The sequence below is a fragment of the Campylobacter ureolyticus genome (assembly GCF_027277485.1).
Taxonomy (GTDB): domain Bacteria; phylum Campylobacterota; class Campylobacteria; order Campylobacterales; family Campylobacteraceae; genus Campylobacter_B; species Campylobacter_B ureolyticus_B.
Window position 1 is genome coordinate 1 of sequence record NZ_JAPXGQ010000017.1, and the last position, 17,475, is coordinate 17,475.

Sequence of the window (17,475 nt, forward strand, 5' to 3'; positions counted from 1 at the left end):
GCTTAAACTGTTGTGTTTTGAAAGTTTAGAAAGAAAAGAAGGTTTTGAAAGAAGTGTTAATTTTTGATAACCATTATCAAATAACGGCTCTCTCTCTCTCTCTCTCTCTCTCTCTCTCTCTCTCTCTACTGGTCTTTAAAAATATTTTAAACATTTTTATCTCCTAGATTAAAATTATGGTATTTTAATATAAAAATTATTAAATAGTGCTTAGTAATAAACACTATTTAAACAAATTAAAATTTTATTTATTTTTTGAAGTATATTCTTCTATACATTTTTCTTCTATTGCTACAAATTCATCATATGATAATAAACTTTTTGAATTTTCCAAACTATCAAGAAAACATTTATCAACATATTTAACGCATTTATCACTAGGATAATATTGAGATGCACAATATGCATTTAAGTTTGCTCTAAAAGTTGATTTATTTGATTGAAATTTTGCAATATTTGCCTCAGCTTTTTGTGCATTATTGCAATCCTCTTGTTGCTTTTTTGACATATCATCAAAATTTTTATTTCTACATTCGATTATTTTTTGTTCTCTTGCTTCATCGTTTTTCTCGTAAAAATCAATTGATTTTACATTAGCAGAACATCCAACAGTCACAGCCATTAAAAAACTAGTCAAAATTAAAAATTTTCTCTTCATTTTTTACTCCATTATTAAAAAATTATTATATTTTAACAAAATAAAACTTAATTTTTAATCTATTTATTTTCTTTTTGTAGTTTTATAAGCTCTATTTTCATTCTAAGATTTTCATTTTCTAATTTTTTTTGTTCATTTTCTGCGTTTTTAATAGCAAGATCCAATTCTCTATCACTAAGAGATATCGATCTACCATTTTCATCAATATCTTTTAAAACAGGCTCTATTTCTAAGGTTTCTTGCGTGTCATATGCGTCAATTACATACTCATCATCTTTTTTATATTGTTTTTCTCTAATTGCGACTTCAGTTGTTTTAAATTTTCCATCAATTGTAGATGTTTGTTTTACACCAGCGATTTCGTGTTTATCTGGATTTTTATATACTTCATCAAAGCCATCATACTTAACTTCTAGCTGTATTTCTTTATTTGATTCAAGTGTTTCAAAGTCATAGTCCATTACAATAACTCTTCTCATTCTTGAAAGTTCTTTAAAAGAACCACTTCCTACCAATTGTGGATTAACTACATACTCTTTTCCTGTAAAAAAAACAATACCAAATTCATCTTTATTTATTTCATTTATTTTAATAATTGCATTTTTTTCGATGAGTTTATTTATAGTTTTTGAAACAGTTCCTTGTGATATATTAGCACTAATTTCTAATGTTTTTCTCAATCCACTATCAAGTTTTATGACATTGTAGTAATTCATCTCTTTAAGCAAAGATAAAAACACATTTTTTTCCATATTTGAAAAATTATCAATCACATAATCTAAATTATCAACAAAAACTTTTATAAATCTTTCTTTTTTTCTTTCTCTGACAATTCTACTTTGTTCTTGAGATATAACTTCGCCTGTTTTATGATTTATTATATCTTTTTCATTTTTGTAAATTGTTTCAGTAGTTTTAGTATCATTAAGATCTATTATTTTAGTGCTATTCATAGTAACTCCTTCTGTTGCTGTAATTATACAAATATATTCTTAAAATAGAATATATTTCATAAAATGAATAAAATTCTATCTATTTTTAATAAAATTCGTTAATTTTTAACAAAAATAAGAATATTCCACAGGGCATAAAGATATTCCGTAGGGAATAATATTATTCCGTAGGGAATATTTCAAAATAGGAATAAAAGCTTTCAAATATCCTTAAAATCGTTGTTTAGCTATTAAATAAAAAGTAAATGAACACATCTTTATATATATTAGAAGAAATTTTCTAAAAAAATCAAAAAACAACACATAGGTAAATCAAAATTTCGCAAGGCGAAATTTTGAACTTTTATTTTATGTGGGGTTTTACCCCACACCCCACCATTAAAGAAAAAAATAATTAGATACATATTTTTATATTTTATTTTGTATTTTACTAAAAATAAGCTATAATTATGTAAAATTACATAAAAAAGGATTTTGAATGTTACATCAAAAAGTATGTGATGAATTAAATATAAATAGAGAAGAGTTGGCAAAAATGCTTGGTATTTCAAAATACACTATTGATTCTTGGAGTGATTCAGATAGAATGTCTCAAACTGCAAAAGTTGCATTAAAATCTTTATTAGAAAATAATAGTCTTAAAAAAACTATGAATAAATTTAATGACTTTTTATTAGAAGCTATTAAAGATAAAACTTGTTTTGTAAGTAATGAAAAAAAAGAATTAGCTAATAGAATAAAATTTATTTTGAATGAATATAAATTGACTATAGTAGAAGCTGCAAAAAGAATTAATGAAATTAGTTTTGAATATTTAGACAGGGTTTTGAATTTAGAAATTTATCCATCTTTTGATTTTTTATCTAAATTTTCAAATGAATTTAAAATTTCAAACGATTGGCTTTTGAGTGGAAAAGGAAAACCTTTTGATCTCAAATTTCTTGAAGCAAATTTTATAAAACAACTAATTGAAGAATTTCCACAGTATAAACAAGCATATATTGTTCGTTGTGAAAAAGATGGTTTTTATACAAAAATAATAATTGAAAATAAAGATGGAATGTATGATATATATCATACCGATTTTTGCATAGGTGATGAGTTTATTATGGAAGCAAGTGAGTGTGTTGCCTTATATGATTTATATAAATTCTATAAAAAGTTTTATTATTCTGGAGTTCGATTATTAGAACTTTCTGAACAAGATTATGAAAAACTTTTATCTAGAGAATTTTATCCTAAAAATATTTTACATAATTCTCATTTATCATTTTTACTAACAGATCTTTTTGATTTAGAATATTTTAACAAAGATAGATATGGAGATTTTTTTATTAAATGCACGGATATTATAAAAGATCAGCAACAAAAAGATGCTAAGAAAAATATTTAAAATTACAGTATGGTTTTTAAATATTCTATAAAATTATGAAAAGTGCAATTTTCAATACTAAATTTAGTAATTATGATATTATGGACTTTTGCTAAATTTAAAAAATCTATTTTAAGTTTAGAAAGCTTAAAGTGGGTAAATTTATTTAAGTTTAGGTGTAAAATTTAAGAAATTTAGGAGAATTCTTAAAAAATCATTATTTTAAATTTTACTAGTAAAAGAAAAAAATAAAATAAAAAAAACTTTAATTTTTTTATTTAAAATTAAAGTTTTTATGATACAATTAAATTGAAGTTCGAGGGTGGGCTAGTTCCCCCCAAATTTCTATTTATAAATTTCTTCCAAAATGTCACTTAAAAAAATTTCAATTTTGTCTGCTTCAATGCTTGTAAGAATGTTATATTCATTTGTTGATAATCTAGGATAACCATTTTCTCTTATTTTAATCAAACTTTCCCAGTGAAAAGATCTATTTCTTATGTCTGATAAAAGAGACAACATAATATTTGTTTTCTCTTTATTTGTTAGTCTTGATTTATTATTATTTTTTAATTTTCTATTTCTATTTTTTATGTGGTATTTTTTTAAATTCAAATTTGTAAAATTAAAAATTTGATCTGATATGTTTTTTTCTTTTAATATTTTTATGATTACTCCAAGAGTTAAATTAGATAAAAGTTGATTATTGTTTAAAATATCTTGTTTATCTACTGGATATCTTTTTTTAATATTAGAGATTATGCTATTGTAGTTAGTTATTGTTTTGCTTCTGTAGTTTTCAATCCAGTCAGTATTGTTTGAAACTTCAATCATATAAAAATTTAAAATATTTCTCAAACCTATTTCAATTAAAGCTAAATCTTTTGTAATTCTTTGAATTAAGTTTAGATTATTATTATGTCTTTTTAATTGAATTTCTATATCTTTTTTATCTTCTTGTAATGAGTATGATTTTAGTCTTTCTTGTGAAAATAAGTTTATTTTATTCTTTTTAAAATAATCAATTTTTTGTTTCATTTTTTATCTCTTTATTTTTATAAATTTCTAAAATTTCATCAAGACTTAAATTTAAAGTTTTAGCATATTCTTTTAAATTTGAAATAGTTAAAATTATTGTTTTAAGATCTTCCATATTTGTTCTTGCACTTTCATTTGAAATATTATAATATGCTCCTTCTACTAAAACTGCTTTTGACAATTCATCATCTATATTTTTTAGTATAATTTCTTTGTTTTCTAAAACTTTATTTAGATCATCAAAAGTTTCTACTTTACCATTTGAAACATAATTTAAAAGATAACCATATTCTGATATTACATTTTTTTTAATTGTCATATATGAAAAATAAAAATCTATTTCATTTTTAATAAAATATTCTTCAATTTCCTTTAAAAGTTTTTCATCTTTTATTGTCTTAGAAATTTTATTTATTATATTCATTTTTATGCTCTTTTATTTATCTATATAATTTTTAAAAATATTTAAAATTTTATCATTATTATTTTGAGAAATAGCTTCTATAATTTTTGTTTTAAAATTTTCATCTTTTTTTGATTGAGCTATAATAAAATCTCCTATAATCTCTTTATCTTTTTTAATCGTTTCATTTTTCTTTTTTTGCAAAGTTTTTATTTTTTCTTTATATCTATCTATTTCTTCTTGTATTTTCATAGTTTATCCTTTAGTGGTTTTATTTGATAATTATATCTAAATTTACTTATATTGTAAATAAAAATATGCTATAAATTTTTTAATTTTTTAATAAATAAAATATGCTATAATTTCGTTATAAATAGTTATATTGCAGGATAGCCTTTTTGGTTTAAATGTAATACATTATAAAACCAAAAAGGCGAATTTCTGCGAAGCTCATAAGGATATAAATGGATAAAAAAGTTTTAAAAACAATTAGAATTGATGCTGAAAACTATAAAAATATTGAAGAGCTTATAAGTAAAGATATTGGCTATAATTTTTCATCTATTGTTAATGCTGCTATCTATAATTTTTTTAACAGTGACTATGATATTAAAAAAAACATTATAAGATTAGATGATGATAGTAAATTTAAATCTGTTAGAGTAAATTTATCAAAAAAAGAATATAAATATTTTGATATGTTATCTTCTTATAATGGATTTAGTTCAGTTAAACAAATAATTAAATTCATTTTATTGAATTATATGGCTGATGAAAATAAAAAACTTTTTAATAATATAGAGATGTTAGAGTTGGTAAATACTACAAATGATTTAAATAAACTTGGTAGAAATATTAATGAAATAGTTAAACTTCTTAGAACTAAAAAATCATATGAATTTAATATAAACTTTGATAAGTTGGCTGATGTTTTTAAAGAGATAGATGATAAAATTTTAGAAATAAATGATTTGATAACTGAATATAAAAAAATATTAAATTTGAAAGTAATTAATGGTTAAAAAATATAAAAAAGATGAACTTGATGATTTATTTATAGCTAAAAAAGTTTTTACCGAATTAGATAAAAAACAAAAAAACTCATACTCATATAAAAATAAAATTGGTAGTTATAAATATCATTCAAAACAACCTATATTTTCTGTAAAAAATTATACAAAAAAACAAACTGAAGTAGTTATTAAAATAACTGGCTCTAGCAAAAATTTTGGATCGTTAAAGGCACATTTGAAATATATATCTAGAAATGGCGAATTAGAAATTGAAAATAGTGATGAAAATATTTTTTTTGGAAAAGATGATTTAAAAAATATGTCAAATTCTTTTAATGAAATTATAGAAATTCCTACTGAAAATGAAATAAGAAACAATAGTTTAAAAGAAAAAAGAGAAGTTTTACATTTTGTTTTTTCTATGAAAGATTATAACGATGCACCATTAAAAAAGATAAAAGAAGCAAGTATAAAAACTATGAAAGAAATTTATCCAAATAATTATTTCGTGATAGCTATGCACAATGATACAGACAATCCACATTGTCATATTGCAGTAAAAGTAAGAGATAAAAATGGCAAAAGAATAAATCCAAAAAAATCCGACTTAGCATATATGCGGGCAATTTTTGCAAAAGAGTTAAGAGCTTTAAAAATAGATGCAACTGCTACAATAAAAAAAGATAGTATAAATTTTAAAACTGATGAATTTTTAAATGACAAGGTAATAAAATTAAGAGATGATTATAAAAAACCAGAGCATAAAAATCACTACTATGAAGTTATAAGTTACGGAGAGGCTCATTATAAATTTGATATAAATAATAAAAAAAGTTTTTATGTTAGATATAGAACTACAAAAGGACAAGATATAGATATTTGGGCTGATGATCTAAAAAGAGTAGTTCAGGAAAACGATGTTAGGACAGGAGATTATTGTAGATTTGCAATAACAGGTGAAAAACCAGTAGTAGTGCAATTTAGAGATAAAAAAACTGGTATTTTATGTCAAAAAACAAGTTATAAAAAAATGTGGGATGTGTCGATTGAAAATAAAAAAGAAAAGGCACTAAAACCATTAAAAAATTTTACACCTAATGAAATTATCGGCATAAATTCTGATGATATTAATGACAATAGAAAAAATGATAACGAAGTCTTTGATAAACAAAAATATAGTAGAAAAAGATCGTTAGAGATTAAGAAAAAAGATAATCCAATAAAAAATCAAAAATATAAAAATATAGAATAGTTTTTATATTATATAGATATAAAAACTATTATAATAATATAAATAATATTCTAAATATCAAGAGCTTTTCTTATCATAGTTTCTTTAAATTCTGTTATGTTAATACCTTTATCTTTTAAAATTTTATTAAGCTCCATATCCTTGACTAATAACTTTCTCATATATGCATTTCTGGCTATAAATTCTTTTTCGCACATATCATCTAAATATTCAAGTTCATCTTTATGTAAATAAATACTTACTTGTGTTGTTTGTCTTTTAGGCTTTTTAGCCAATTTATCAGCCTTTTTAAAGGTTTGTAAGTCTTCTTGTTGCTTAAGAGCATCTTTGATGTTGATGTTTAATTTTTCTGCCATTTTGTATCCTTTATTTTTTAAAATTAAAAGCAAAATTTATAAAAAATATATTAATCGATAAAATCAAATTTATTATATATTTTCCAAAAAATTTTAGCATTAAAAACGATAATAAAACTATTCCTATACTATTTTCAAAACCTATATTTTTTATTAATTCCCAAGAATTATTCAAGCTAGGTGTCCAAATTTTAATGTTGTAATTTAATATTTCAGGTGATGTTAATACTGTAAAAAATCCAGCTAGAATAAGTAATAATAAAAAATCTATAAAATTTGAAAACCCAATAAGTCTTATAATTGGAGATGATAATATTATTGAAACAGTTAAAAATAAAACTAAAATACCAAGCCAATATATTATAAAAAAACAAAAGTATAGTATTCCAACATAAAATGCTAAATTTATAGTCCAGCCCATAAACTGTGTTTCTGTTTTATTCCAATCTTTTTGTATTTGTTTTTCTCTTTTTGCATCTTCTTCTTGCATTCTTTTTAGATTTGCTTCATATAATTTGTCTTCTTCACTCATTTCATCAAATATCATAAAAATCCTTTTATTATATTGATATAAAACATATTATTTATAAGCCTTAATTTTATAAAGTAATTTTTTATATTCATCTATAAAATTTGCATAACTATTTTTTGATAAACCATTTTCATTATAAAGTTCCATAAAAGACATACCAGTATTTATTGCATTATTTAATATTTTAGAGTTTTTAAAATAATATATAGGAAAGTTTTTATATCTCACTTCTAACTCACTCATTAAGAAATCTTTTTCTTTATCATCTTTATAATCAGTTGCCAAAATTACAATATTGGGGTTTATGTTTTCAATTTCTTTTATTGTTTCCAATGTTCTTAAAAACGAATTATATGTTGGTAAGCAAGGCACTATTATACAATTACAGATTTTTATGATATCTAAAACACCACTTGCATTAAAACCACCAAAGTCATAAACACAATCATCTAATGGTTTTACTTCATTTGAGATCATAGCTTTATTTGGATAAATTTGCTCTATGCAAGAATTATCATTACTTTGTAAAAATAAATCTAAATCTTTGGCTATGCTAAAAGCAAAAGGTGTCTTACCAACTCCACCCTTTTTATTAAGTAAAGATATTTTCATAAATTTCCTTTTTAAATTTTTTATAATTATACTTTATTTTATATTAAATTAACTTTAAAAATATTATATTAATATATAAAATATTAATTTATATTTTTTTCTATTATTTTACTATTTGATGATATGATTTTTAAATAATCAGTAAAATCAAAACCTTTTTTTAATTTATCAGTAAAACCTAGTTTTTTTGCTATTTTTTCCCAATCTATAATTTCAGTTTTTTTAGTAATGCCTTTTAAATCTTTTTCTAAAATTTTCGAACCGTTTTTTCCGCTCTCGTCAAAATCATATGCTATAACAACATATTTATCTTTAAAATAGTTTAAAAATTTATTATCTATATTTTGTGTTGCACTACCTAGTGTTATAGCATTAAATCCATTTGCTAGTGCATTTAAGCAGTCTTTTTCACCCTCTAAAATAAAAATAGGCTCATTATTTTTACTAAATTTTTCTAAATTTTTTATATCAAATAAGGTTCTTTGTCTGTTTTTTGAAAACATAACTTTTGGTAATTGTATAACACCACCATCACTACCAATAAAAGGAGTTGGAGTCGGGTTGTATTTCCAAAATGTTAGGCAATTACCATTTTCATCTCTGATTGGCATAATTAATCTATCGGCTTTTTTTGAGTATCCAATTTCATATTTTTTTGCAATTTCTCTTTTTTGCTCTTTATTTGCTGTTGGCATTGTTTGACTTAAAAGTTCCCAAAATCTACTGAAATTCTCTTTTCTTTCTTTTTGAAAATTATCAATTATACTTTGTGATATGTAATGTGGCATACTGGAAGTTTCTTTTTTGATATTTTCATAAGATTTAAAATTTGTAAAACTATTATCTGTATTTAGATTTAACATTGAGCTAATTTTTCTAAAAGCATCTTTTTGCTGATAGTTGTGAAATTCTACTAAAAAATCTACTATATCGCCATACCATCCACTTCCAAAATCTTTAATTTTTCCATCTTTTGGATTTATAGAAGCACTAGGAGTGTGTTCATCTCTTATTTTAAATTTATAAGAACGATCGATTTGGTATCCTAATGCATTTAGTATTTCAGCTGTTTGTTCTTTTGTAAGTTGCATTTTTTTCCTTATTTTCTACAATATTACATTCGTTTTTAAGGCATTCTATTTTTGTCCCATCGAACAATATAAATGTTGTTTCATCTTCTTTTAAAAACCAAACTGATCCTATTTTATCACTATTAATTTCTATTGCTTTTTTTCCGCCATAGTATAAAGTTTCAAACCCTCTAAAATCTTGATAAATAATATGTTTGTCTTGATAAAATCTAGTCCATTTTCCTATTTCTGTTGCAATAAGCATTATAATAAATGCAACAAGAAATAAATTAAAATTTGATTTTTTTTGATAAAAAATTATTATTCTTGAAAATTCTATTATAGCTGCAAAAGCTAAAGCTATAAATATTTGTATAAGATAATTGCCCATACTATCTTCTGTATTATAATAAATGCCTATTATAAGTAAAGCACTAAATACTACAACTAGGCTCATTATTAAAATTTTATTTTTCATTGCTTCTCCATACTAAATATAAAATCTATTAAAATAATATAAAATAGATTATAAAATTTCTTTGTTGCTTTCTTTTTTATTTTCTTTGTTATTTCTTTCTTTTTGTTTAAAAATATTTCTTACTGCTTTATCTGTTTCTTTGCTGACACTATTTAACTCTTCATTGGTTATAGCTTTATTTTTTCCATTTACTATACGAGATATTAATTTTTCTATTTTTTCTTCATTATGTAATTTAGTTTTATCATTTTTATCAAAAACACAATGTTGTTTATATTGTAGGCTTCTGTATATAATTTTAATATCTTTAAAATCATATTTTTGTGCTAATGTTTGAGTTGATTTTCCCAAATTTTCATAACACTCTTTTTGAAATTCTTTAGATATTTTTCTTGGTGGTTCTTCATCTTTTTTATCTTTTTCAAAATCTACTTTTTGTTGTAAATATCTTTGCTCAGCTGAGCTTATGCTATGATTTTTATTGCAAGTTACTACATAGAGATTTAACTCATATCCATTTTTATTAAATTTATCTAATTGTTTGCTTACTGTATCGGTTGAGCTTAAAGTTCGCTCCAGTATGACGTTATAACCATTTTCTATAGCTTTATCGATAAGTTTTTCGCCAACTTCTCTCATAAATGGATTTGTATAGATTGAATAATCATCACTATCTTTTACACCTTTTTCATAAATCTCTCTTGCATTTGGATGCAAAGCTCTATAGTCATCTAAATTTATAATAATACAATTATTATCCATAGATCTTTGTATTTTACTAATTGTTGTTGATTTTCCAGCTCCTGGTTGTCCGCCAACTAAATAAAGCTTTGGAGTTTGGTTTTGACGATGACAATGCTTTGAAATTCTACTCCATCTATCATCAGCTGCATTAATTATGTCTTGTTCTGTAAAATTTGATAATTTTTCTAAATCTGTCATTTTTTATCTCAATTTATATTTTTTTATGATTCTATCTCGCTCATCTGCTAAAATCTTTTTGCACTCATCATAGGTTTTTTCTTTTGAGTATTCTTGCCAAATTTTGTCTGTTAAATCCCAAAAATTATTCAAATCATCATTTTTATAACTTCTATCTACTATATTTTTCTCTCTCATAAGTCGAGTTATCAAATCCGCACAGTAATCGCATTTGGATCTTAAAATTTCAAATTCATCGCCACTCATAGCTCTATCCCAATCTAAGTCTAAATTTATACCCATTTTAAATCCTTTCTTTTTAAGTTTGTTACTCATTTTTTATTTTATAAAAATTATACTATAATAAAAATTAAAGTAATATAAAATCTATTATTTTAATATAAAATAAATTATAAAATTTCTTTGTTTTTTTCTTGGTTATTTTCATTGTTTATTATCCTATTGTTTTTTAAATTTTGACTTTCTAAAAATTTTGACTTAAATGAACTTTTATAAGCTGGATTTTTAGATGATTTTGCTAATTCGTTTATAATAATTTTATTTTCATCCCTTAATAAATTTAGTATATTTTGCTTTTTATAGGTTTCATTTTCATTTAAATAAACTTTTAAATCAGCTGTATTTTTTTCTAATGATTTAATTGTTTCTTTGTTTTTATTTTCTTCTTTTAATAGATTTTCTTTATTTAGATAATTGTTTAATCTTCTTATAAAACCATTAAAGGAAATATGAGTAAAAAGGTTATTGTCATCTATCTTATAATGTAAGTTTTCAGGATAAAAATTAGTTATTTTGCCATCTGTTCTGTCTTGTATTGTAAAAGATATCTCTTTTGGATTATCGCTCCATCCACCATATATTGTAAAACCCTTATATCTCATAATTTCCATTATATTTCTTTCATATACAGATATATTTTTAAAATTTTCTAAAAATATATTATTCATAGATTCTTGCTCTAGTTTTACAAAATCATCATTTCTGTCTTTTGGTATATCAAATTTTCTTTCATACTCTGTGCTATATTTAGATCCATATGGAGATAACATAATGCATTGAAAATTTTCATTTTGATTGTTATTGAGCGTATTTTGAGCAAGTTGTAAATTTATAATATCTTTTTTAAGATAGTCAATCTTTTTATTATTGGCTTCTATTGTGTCTTTGGCATTTATTATATCATTTAAAAAGTTTTTATATAAAATTTCTTCTTTATCTAAAGCACTTTTTAATTTTACTTGATCAATTATAAGTGGATTTCCAGTTGCAGCAGCTTTCATTTCAGCCGCACTTGCTGCTTCTTCTTCAAAGCCACTCAAGGTTCTGCCATCAACTAAGCCTTTTCTAAAATTTACTAATGAATTTGATTTAGTTTCTATAATTTGCCACGAAACTGCATCATAGGTATTTTCAGTTACATAACGAAATTCTTTTATCTTAAAATTATCAGGATCTTTTTCAAATAAAACATTTCCTTGTCTTATAACTCTTCCATTTCTTTGAATAAAATCACTTGGTCGCCACGGCACATCAAAATGGTGTATTGCTGTTACTCGTTCTTGAACATTTGTTCCAGCTCCCATTTTTGCTGTTGAGCCTATTAAAACTCTTATCTCGCCACTATTTACTTTTTGAAACAACTCTTGTTTTTTAGCATTGCTTCCGCCAGTATCGTGTATAAAAGCTATCTCTTCTCTTGGAATACCTGCTTTTACTAGCTTTTTATATAAATCTCCATAAAGAAAAAATGAATTTTCATCGCTATCTCTATCTTCTTCTTGATCAAAATCTACATCATCTTCGATAATTTCATTTATATTAATAAAATCTTTTTCTTGTTTGTTATTTTCAGTATCGATATTTAAATTTGTAGATAGTTGATTTGTTTGGCGAGGTGTTCCTATATCTAAGAATACTAGTTGAGTTCCTTTTTCTTTATCCCAATTGTGGTATTCTTCTACTATATTTTTAACACAATTGTTCATTTTAGATTTTTCAAAATCAGGTGCATTTGGATCTATTAGTCTAAAGTCAATTCCTGCTTTTTTTGCATCACTTGTGCATTTTAAGTGATTATCTATTTTTGGATCAAAAGAGCCACTTCCTAATTTTTCCATTCTTGCAATAATAGAGCCTTCGTTATAGTTTCCATCTTTATCCTGGACACCTATATAAAATCTTTGTTCTTTGCTTATTGGTGATACGCTTTTTATAATATTTACTTCAGGAACATAGTGAGTATAGTGTTTTTTAATGTCTGAGTTCGTTACAATATCAGCAATCTCTCCGTAAGCTCCACACACTTCAGGCAAATTATTAAGTGCTGTAAATCTACTTACAATTTTAAAATTTTGTGCTGTTGCGTTTAGTTCAGGCACATTTTCTATTTTTGCAAAGTTACTAGCCCAAGCATCAAATGAACCAATACCTTTTTTTTCTAAATCACTAGGCATTAAATACTTATTAATATTATAAAGCTCAGTTAAAGAGTTAGAAATAGGCGTTCCAGTAAGAAAGAGTATTTTTTTATCATTATTATTTAAATATTCTGTAAAACAATACATAGATAGAGCTTTTTTAGATCCTGCTTGGTTTCCTAAACCTTTTACTTTTAAATGTGTAGAAAATGGTAAATTTTTATACATATGACTTTCATCTACTACCAGGTAATCAATTCCCAAATCAGAAAAATTTAAAGCTTTGGATTTGTTATCTTTATCTAATTTCTCTTTTAATCTTTCTTCTAAAGAATTTAATCTTTTTTGCATTTGTTTTATTGAAGCTGGGCGAATATTTTCATCGTTTTTTTCAGCAAAATCTATACTTTCTCTTAACTCTTCAATTTGTCTGCTCATAACATTTTGTTCTATTTCTGGTGGAACTGGAATTTTTTCAAGCTGAGAATGAGAAATTATAATAGCATCATATTCTCCATTCATAATTTTGCCAAAAAACTCTTCTCTGTTTTGTGGTGATACCGATTTTTCATCACTTATTAACAAATTTGCATTTGGATATGCATTGTAAAATTCATCAGACCATTGATTAACTAAATGATTTGGAACCGCAATAAGTGCCTTGTTTGTAATCCCCAATTCCTTTTGTTTCATAACAGAACAAATTGCAGTTAATGTTTTACCTGCTCCAACTTCGTGATCAAAAAGACAATTTTGCTCATTTATAGCTCTAAAAATGGCATCTTTTTGATGTTTTCTTAAATTTATGTTCGAATTTAAACTATCTAGCTTTAAATCGCTTCCATCATAATGTTTGTGTGCATAGCAATTAAAAGTATTGTTATATATTTCGCAAAGATCAGTTCTTCTTTCATAATCTTTCCATATCCAATTATCAAATTTTTCTCTAACACTTTGTATTAAGCTATTAACTTTTTGAGTTTTTTCAACATCTACTACTTTTTCCATTATAGGATTGTCATTTTTATCAAATCTTAGATTTCCATTAGCATCTCTTAACTGATTGCCAGTTTCTTTTTTAATGACAATACTGGAGTTTTGTAGGGCATTTGTGCATATGTTATAAGGTGAAAATCTTTCAAAACTAAGTCTTCTTTCATTGTATATAGTCATAGGATGGGTTTGACCTTCAAATTTCCACTCACCTGTTAGGTTGCTTCTACTTAAATGCCAAAACTCTTGTGAAATTCCAAATTCACTTTCAAAAAAGTCATTATAATATTTTAATGGTATCCAACTAGCTCCCATAGGTGCATCTATTTCGCTTGGTTTTAAATCTGTTGGAATGACTTCTTTTAAACTTTCTATATTTTTATTTATTTCAGGAAAAGTCTTGGCTATATCTTTGGCTATTTTTAATTTTTCTCTTACATCTCCTGATAGATATTTAGCGGATAAAACAAATTCTTTTTCGCCTTGCGATAGTTTAATTGGATCTAAAAAAATTTGATTTTCAGATATTAGACTATTTGCAACATCATTGCTAGTTTTATTTAAAGTTTTAGCTATATATTCTATATTTGGTTTGCCGTATTTGTTTATACTGGCAATTAATCCATCAAACTCATTGTCAAATTTAATTTCTGATTTTGGTTTTATTACTCTGTGTATTAAAATATTTGCTTTTTCACAGCTTTCTTTTCTTGGTGTGACACCATTTTTTAAAGCCAATTCAGGACTTATTGCTTTTTGGTAGTTTTTTTCAAGTGATGCAATTTTAGCGTAATCTACATCCTGATCGATTCCACTTTTTCTGCTTGAATTATGCAAAAAACCACATTTTTTATGATAAATATCTAAAAAATTATTTAATTTTTCTCTTGCCTGGATTAATTGGTTATCATCATCGCTAATATCCGTTTTTTCAAGCTCAATTAACTCTTTATGTGCATCTCTTAAATTTATAAAATTTTTAACTCTTTCTTGTTGTGCTGGTTTTAGTTCAGGCTTTGTAGCAAGAATACCATTTGCATTATTTATTTCGCCTTTTTTAATGTAAATTTCATTATTGAATATAAAATAATTATTTTGTTTTAAATCTTTATAATAATTTGCATCTATTATCTCATCAAGATAAATCTCATCATTAATTTTTGTTTCATTTTTGTGGAATTTATAGATATTTTTTGGTAATGTTTCAACAAATCTATTTAGTTCATTTTCTAAATTTAAATTTGAGTTTTTTGTGCAAACTAGCTCTTCTCCGTGAGATCTAATCTGAATTTCTAAATTTCCTAAAATATTGTTTGGATTTTCTAAAAAATAATTATTAATTACTTCTTTGCTCTCTTTAAAATTTTCTACATTTAGCCAATTGTTGTTTAAATTTAAATCTTTACCTTTTTTAAAAAATACAATATCAGTTGATGAGTGAGTGCTATCAAAGGTATTTTCAGGTAGTCTTACAGCACCTAAAAAAGTTGCGTAATTGTCTATATATCTTCTTGTTATATCTGTTTTTGAATCTAGAAATTTAGTAGAGATAACAAAAGCCATAATTCCATCATCTTTTAGCATATGTGAAGCAGATTTTGCAGCAAAAAAGTTATGTAGAGACATTCTTGGAATATCTTCTTTTAAAGCCCTATTTTTATCTATAATGGCTATTTCTCCAAATGGTGGATTTCCTATTATTGCATCAAATTTAGTAATGTTTTGATTGGCTAAGTCGTCTTCATATCCCATAGCATAGTGTTTTTGATTTGGAAAAAGTAAAGATAGCATATCGGAACTAAGATGATTTTTTTCAATAGTTAAATATTCAAAATTTGGATTTGGTTTTAAAAAAGCACCACTTCCAGCACTCGGCTCTAGCACTCTTTTTTTATTATTATCACTATTAATTCCCATTTCATTAAGTGCTTTATGTATGGTATTTACCAAAATTTGAGGCGTAAAATATGCGTTTGTGATAGTTTCTTTTGCTTCTTTATATTCTTCTTCGGTCAATAAATTTTTTAAAAGTGTATTTTCTTGTTTGAAGTTTTGATTGTTTTCATCAAAAGCTTCACTAACACCGCCCCAGCCTGTAAATTGTGAGATAATAGTTTGTTCTTCTTTTGTAATTGTGAAAAAATTATTATTGTTTATAGCATCATTTTTTATTTTAGTTAGTTCTTTTGTAAGTTTTATAGCTTCATAATTTTTATAAAATCTATCTTTTTTACCTTTAATGAGAATTTCATCTTGATAGATAAAATCCTCATTTTTATAGGTTGAAGTTGGCTTTATAGTGGAGTTTCTAATATCTCTTTGATTGTTATTATTTTCTCCAGATCTTCTAGTTTGAAAACTTCCATCTTGTTGTATTTTTCTGCTTGTTTCTCTTCTAATAGGTTGTAAATCGTTGATGATTCCATCGCTATTTTGTTCAATTTGAGAAAAAATTCCACCTGCTCGTTGTCTGTTTTGATGATATTCATCTTTCGTAATTTCATCACTATGTATCGCATTGGGTGACTGATTTTGTCTAAATCTTCCACTGCTTTGATTAGTTTCACTGCTTGGCTGTTCGCCCAGCTCTCCTTGAATGCTCCCACTGCTAGAAGTTCCTTCCAGGTCATTCCATTTGGTAGATATTTTGTGTCTATCATCATATAGATCTTTGCTATCTTGTATCCTATGTAATACGGAATTCCTAGACTCTCCTGCATTTGCCAAAATCCCATCATCTTTATCTTCTCTTTGGCTTGTTTGCTCGTATAGGCTAGAAGTATTAGATGCTCTTGAATTCTGCTTGCTATTTGTAGGCAATGTATCCCATCGTTCATTATGTATTTCATCTCCTTGTCGCAACCATTGATTATCAAGGTTGAGAGATACATCTCTACTAAGTTCAGTTGTAAAATCGAATTCAAGTTGAATAGGCTCATTAAGTCGTTTGTTATTAGTGGAGATGTTAGATTTCTCTTCTCTTTCATATATTCTATTGCTACCTGAAATACTTCCATTTTGGGTTGTTTCTCCCTTGGATAGTCCGTATTGCTGTCTATTTGTGTCCATAGAGGATTGGAATTCTCGCCTATCAGAATCGATTGGATATTCATCCCCGTTAGCCATTGTGCTTCTTCTAGTGGTGTAGTCTCCCTTAGTATCCATTTCTGTGACATTTCTTTCTTCCAATTCTCTTTTTCTTTCGGTGTCATTTCCCAAGCTGCTTTCATCTGCTTCTCCTTTTAGATATTCATCTAGTGTATCAACTTTATTTTTATAAAGTTCTTCAAATAGTCCGCCTTCCCACCACTCTTGTTTTTGTTTTCTCTTTGGCATATCTTTTCCTGAAATTATAATAAAAAATTCTTAATATTAACTTAATATAA

16 protein-coding genes are annotated in these 17,475 nt (G+C 25.0%); 3 read left to right on the forward strand and 13 right to left on the reverse strand.

Translation table 11 applies throughout. The features are described from left to right. Positions 1 to 244: 244 nt before the first annotated feature. Together O6B72_RS08380 and O6B72_RS08385 are read right to left on the reverse strand one after the other, a co-directional pair. A complete protein-coding gene (locus O6B72_RS08380; RefSeq protein WP_269492842.1) occupies positions 245 to 658 on the reverse strand; it encodes an EexN family lipoprotein in 414 nt (137 codons plus the stop codon). A 59-nt stretch (positions 659 to 717) separates the two neighbouring features. After that, positions 718 to 1,611: a helix-turn-helix domain-containing protein gene (locus tag O6B72_RS08385; protein WP_016647461.1), complete on the reverse strand. Its 894-nt coding sequence runs from the start codon at positions 1,609 to 1,611 to the stop codon at positions 718 to 720. Between the two features lie 478 nt (positions 1,612 to 2,089). Here O6B72_RS08385 and O6B72_RS08390 point away from each other — a divergent pair, with 478 nt between their 5' ends. Then, complete coding sequence (locus O6B72_RS08390) at positions 2,090 to 3,004, forward strand: helix-turn-helix domain-containing protein (protein ID WP_269492843.1); 915 nt, start codon at positions 2,090 to 2,092, stop codon at positions 3,002 to 3,004. Positions 3,005 to 3,328: 324 nt separating this feature from the next. On the opposite strand, the gene O6B72_RS08395 is transcribed toward O6B72_RS08390, so the two are convergent. From O6B72_RS08395 to O6B72_RS08405, 3 genes are read right to left on the reverse strand one after another with little or no spacing between them, the layout of a single operon-like run. Then, positions 3,329 to 4,021 (reverse strand): hypothetical protein, encoded by a 693-nt coding sequence (locus O6B72_RS08395; RefSeq protein WP_269492844.1) that lies wholly within the window; start codon positions 4,019 to 4,021, stop codon positions 3,329 to 3,331. After that, positions 4,005 to 4,445 carry a hypothetical protein gene (locus O6B72_RS08400; protein WP_269492845.1) on the reverse strand — a complete coding sequence of 147 codons (441 nt, stop codon included), beginning with the start codon at positions 4,443 to 4,445 and terminating at the stop codon, positions 4,005 to 4,007. The genes O6B72_RS08395 and O6B72_RS08400 overlap by 17 nt, the downstream gene beginning before the upstream one ends. 12 nt (positions 4,446 to 4,457) lie before the next feature. Continuing rightward, positions 4,458 to 4,676: a hypothetical protein gene (locus O6B72_RS08405; RefSeq protein ID WP_016647456.1), complete on the reverse strand. Its 219-nt coding sequence runs from the start codon at positions 4,674 to 4,676 to the stop codon at positions 4,458 to 4,460. Positions 4,677 to 4,888: 212 nt separating this feature from the next. Here O6B72_RS08405 and O6B72_RS08410 point away from each other — a divergent pair, with 212 nt between their 5' ends. Together O6B72_RS08410 and mobP1 are read left to right on the forward strand one after the other, a co-directional pair. Next, positions 4,889 to 5,446, forward strand: coding sequence for a hypothetical protein (locus tag O6B72_RS08410; protein ID WP_269492846.1), 558 nt, complete (start codon positions 4,889 to 4,891; stop codon positions 5,444 to 5,446). Then, positions 5,439 to 6,689, forward strand: a complete 1,251-nt coding sequence (mobP1, locus tag O6B72_RS08415; RefSeq protein ID WP_269492847.1) for a MobP1 family relaxase — start codon at positions 5,439 to 5,441, stop codon at positions 6,687 to 6,689. The genes O6B72_RS08410 and mobP1 overlap by 8 nt, the downstream gene beginning before the upstream one ends. A gap of 50 nt (positions 6,690 to 6,739) precedes the next feature. Here mobP1 and O6B72_RS08420 read toward each other — a convergent pair whose 3' ends face one another. The 8 genes from O6B72_RS08420 to O6B72_RS08455 all read right to left on the reverse strand — a co-directional run bounded on the left by O6B72_RS08420 (position 6,740) and on the right by O6B72_RS08455 (position 17,425). Next, complete coding sequence (locus O6B72_RS08420) at positions 6,740 to 7,045, reverse strand: hypothetical protein (RefSeq protein ID WP_016647454.1); 306 nt, start codon at positions 7,043 to 7,045, stop codon at positions 6,740 to 6,742. A 10-nt stretch (positions 7,046 to 7,055) separates the two neighbouring features. After that, positions 7,056 to 7,592 (reverse strand): hypothetical protein, encoded by a 537-nt coding sequence (locus O6B72_RS08425; RefSeq protein WP_269492848.1) that lies wholly within the window; start codon positions 7,590 to 7,592, stop codon positions 7,056 to 7,058. A 33-nt stretch (positions 7,593 to 7,625) separates the two neighbouring features. Continuing rightward, entirely contained in the window at positions 7,626 to 8,189 is a 564-nt protein-coding gene (locus tag O6B72_RS08430; RefSeq protein ID WP_269491815.1) for a hypothetical protein, read from the reverse strand. 83 nt (positions 8,190 to 8,272) lie between these two features. Beyond that, positions 8,273 to 9,280, reverse strand: a complete 1,008-nt coding sequence (locus O6B72_RS08435) for a toprim domain-containing protein (protein WP_269492849.1) — start codon at positions 9,278 to 9,280, stop codon at positions 8,273 to 8,275. Next, the gene (locus O6B72_RS08440) at positions 9,252 to 9,737 is read right to left on the reverse strand and encodes a hypothetical protein (RefSeq protein WP_269492850.1); all 486 of its coding nucleotides are present in this window, start codon (positions 9,735 to 9,737) and stop codon (positions 9,252 to 9,254) included. The genes O6B72_RS08435 and O6B72_RS08440 overlap by 29 nt, the downstream gene beginning before the upstream one ends. Positions 9,738 to 9,785: 48 nt before the next feature. Beyond that, on the reverse strand, positions 9,786 to 10,679 hold the full coding sequence (locus tag O6B72_RS08445) for a zeta toxin family protein (RefSeq protein ID WP_269492851.1): 894 nt from the start codon (positions 10,677 to 10,679) through the stop codon (positions 9,786 to 9,788). A 3-nt stretch (positions 10,680 to 10,682) separates the two neighbouring features. Then, entirely contained in the window at positions 10,683 to 10,961 is a 279-nt protein-coding gene (locus O6B72_RS08450) for a calponin homology domain-containing protein (RefSeq protein ID WP_016647450.1), read from the reverse strand. A gap of 107 nt (positions 10,962 to 11,068) precedes the next feature. Beyond that, positions 11,069 to 17,425 (reverse strand): SNF2-related protein, encoded by a 6,357-nt coding sequence (locus tag O6B72_RS08455; RefSeq protein WP_269492852.1) that lies wholly within the window; start codon positions 17,423 to 17,425, stop codon positions 11,069 to 11,071. Positions 17,426 to 17,475 lie beyond the last annotated feature (50 nt).

Coding starts and splice junctions, on each gene's coding strand:
- O6B72_RS08445 (WP_269492851.1), bottom strand. CDS start 10,679: ATGACAGATTTAGAAAAATTATCAAATTTTACAGAACAAGACATAATT.
- O6B72_RS08385 (WP_016647461.1), bottom strand. CDS start 1,611: ATGAATAGCACTAAAATAATAGATCTTAATGATACTAAAACTACTGAA.
- O6B72_RS08440 (WP_269492850.1), bottom strand. CDS start 9,737: ATGAAAAATAAAATTTTAATAATGAGCCTAGTTGTAGTATTTAGTGCT.
- O6B72_RS08420 (WP_016647454.1), bottom strand. CDS start 7,045: ATGGCAGAAAAATTAAACATCAACATCAAAGATGCTCTTAAGCAACAA.
- mobP1 (WP_269492847.1), top strand. CDS start 5,439: ATGGTTAAAAAATATAAAAAAGATGAACTTGATGATTTATTTATAGCT.
- O6B72_RS08410 (WP_269492846.1), top strand. CDS start 4,889: ATGGATAAAAAAGTTTTAAAAACAATTAGAATTGATGCTGAAAACTAT.
- O6B72_RS08405 (WP_016647456.1), bottom strand. CDS start 4,676: ATGAAAATACAAGAAGAAATAGATAGATATAAAGAAAAAATAAAAACT.
- O6B72_RS08425 (WP_269492848.1), bottom strand. CDS start 7,592: ATGATATTTGATGAAATGAGTGAAGAAGACAAATTATATGAAGCAAAT.
- O6B72_RS08400 (WP_269492845.1), bottom strand. CDS start 4,445: ATGAATATAATAAATAAAATTTCTAAGACAATAAAAGATGAAAAACTT.
- O6B72_RS08395 (WP_269492844.1), bottom strand. CDS start 4,021: ATGAAACAAAAAATTGATTATTTTAAAAAGAATAAAATAAACTTATTT.
- O6B72_RS08430 (WP_269491815.1), bottom strand. CDS start 8,189: ATGAAAATATCTTTACTTAATAAAAAGGGTGGAGTTGGTAAGACACCT.
- O6B72_RS08450 (WP_016647450.1), bottom strand. CDS start 10,961: ATGGGTATAAATTTAGACTTAGATTGGGATAGAGCTATGAGTGGCGAT.
- O6B72_RS08390 (WP_269492843.1), top strand. CDS start 2,090: ATGTTACATCAAAAAGTATGTGATGAATTAAATATAAATAGAGAAGAG.
- O6B72_RS08455 (WP_269492852.1), bottom strand. CDS start 17,425: ATGCCAAAGAGAAAACAAAAACAAGAGTGGTGGGAAGGCGGACTATTT.
- O6B72_RS08380 (WP_269492842.1), bottom strand. CDS start 658: ATGAAGAGAAAATTTTTAATTTTGACTAGTTTTTTAATGGCTGTGACT.
- O6B72_RS08435 (WP_269492849.1), bottom strand. CDS start 9,280: ATGCAACTTACAAAAGAACAAACAGCTGAAATACTAAATGCATTAGGA.